Annotated in this window: 1 rRNA gene; it reads right to left on the bottom strand. The window is 58.2% G+C overall.

The window, feature by feature from the left end:
- Positions 1 to 1986, bottom strand: a 23S ribosomal RNA gene (locus BKD30_RS02345); the annotation flags it as partial.

Raw genomic sequence — 1986 nt, 5'->3', positions numbered from 1 at the left:
CCGAGTTTATGGTTGAGACAGCGGGGAAGTCGTTACTCCATTCGTGCAGGTCGGAACTTACCCGACAAGGAATTTCGCTACCTTAGGATGGTTATAGTTACCACCGCCGTTTACTGGGGCTTAAATTCCCAGCTTCGCACCCGCGAGGGGCACTAACCGGTCCTCTTAACCTTCCAGCACCGGGCAGGAGTCAGTCCGTATACATCGTCTTGCGACTTCGCACGGACCTGTGTTTTTAGTAAACAGTCGCTTCCCCCTGGTCTCTGCGGCCCACACCCGCTCGAGCACGCGAAGTGCCGTCACGGGGCAGGCCCCCCTTCTCCCGAAGTTACGGGGGCATTTTGCCGAGTTCCTTAACCATAATTCTCTCGATCGCCTTGGTATTCTCTACCTGATCACCTGTGTCGGTTTCGGGTACGGGCGGCTAGAACCTCGCGTCGATGCTTTTCTCGGCAGCAGAGGATCACCAGATTCCCCCGAACGGGGGTCCCATCACGTCTCGGCCGTCACGCCCCACGGATTTGCCAATGGGACAGCCTACCTGCTTGGACCGGGACAACCATCGCCCGGCCTGGCTACCTTCCTGCGTCACACCTGTTAATACGCTTACCTCCCCGGATCAGGTCCCACGCCGCACGATCGGTGGGCACCCCGAAGGGAACCCGGTGACCGGTTGGGGCGGTTAGTATCCCCGGATCAGTAGGGGCGGTTCTTCGCCGGTACGGGAATATCAACCCGTTGTCCATCGACTACGCCTGTCGGCCTCGCCTTAGGTCCCGACTCACCCAGGGCAGATTAGCTTGACCCTGGAACCCTTGATCATTCGGCGGACGGGTTTCTCACCCGTCTTTCGCTACTCATGCCTGCATTCTCACTCGTGTGGGCTCCACCACTAGGTCACCCCGCAGCTTCACTGCCCACACGACGCTCCCCTACCCATCCACACCCCTGAACCACGAAGGCTAGGGACTGTATGAATGCCACGACTTCGGCGGTGTACTTGAGCCCCGCTACATTGTCGGCGCGGAATCACTTGACCAGTGAGCTATTACGCACTCTTTCAAGGGTGGCTGCTTCTAAGCCAACCTCCTGGTTGTCTAAGCAACTCCACATCCTTTCCCACTTAGCACACGCTTAGGGGCCTTAGTCGGTGGTCTGGGCTGTTTCCCTCTCGACCATGAAGCTTATCCCCCACGGTCTCACTGCTGCGCTCTCACTTACCGGCATTCGGAGTTTGGCTGACGTCAGTAACCTGATAGGGCCCATTAGCCATCCAGTAGCTCTACCTCCGGCAAGAAACACGCAACGCTGCACCTAAATGCATTTCGGGGAGAACCAGCTATCACGAAGTTTGATTGGCCTTTCACCCCTACCCACAGCTCATCCCCTCCATTTTCAACTGAAGTGGGTTCGGTCCTCCACGACGTCTTACCGACGCTTCAACCTGGCCATGGGTAGATCACTTCGCTTCGGGTCTAGATCACGCCACTGAACGCCCTGTTCAGACTCGCTTTCGCTACGGCTCCCCCACACGGGTTAACCTCGCGACGTGACACTAACTCGCAGGCTCATTCTTCAAAAGGCACGCCATCACCCACCACCCCACGAAGGGGCCCAGGCTCTGACGGATTGTAAGCACACGGTTTCAGGTACTCTTTCACTCCCCTCCCGGGGTACTTTTCACCTTTCCCTCACGGTACTGGTCCGCTATCGGTCATCAGGGAGTATTCAGGCTTACCAGGTGGTCCTGGCAGATTCACACGGGATTTCTCGGGCCCCGTGCTACTCGGGAACACACCACCACGCGGCGGAACGCATTACGGTTACGGGACTCACACCCTCTACGGTCAGGCATTCAAACCTGTTCACCTATACGCCCGCACCTCACGCGCCAGAGCCGGCAGACCCTGGACGAACGGTCCCACAACCCCGGAAACGCAACCCCTGCCGGGTATCACACGCAACCGGTTTAGCCCCATCCGCGTT

The sequence above is a fragment of the Tersicoccus phoenicis genome, from assembly GCF_001968835.1.
GTDB classification, from domain to species: Bacteria; Actinomycetota; Actinomycetes; order Actinomycetales; family Micrococcaceae; genus Tersicoccus; species Tersicoccus phoenicis.
This window is presented reverse-complemented; position numbering and strand designations above follow the sequence as displayed.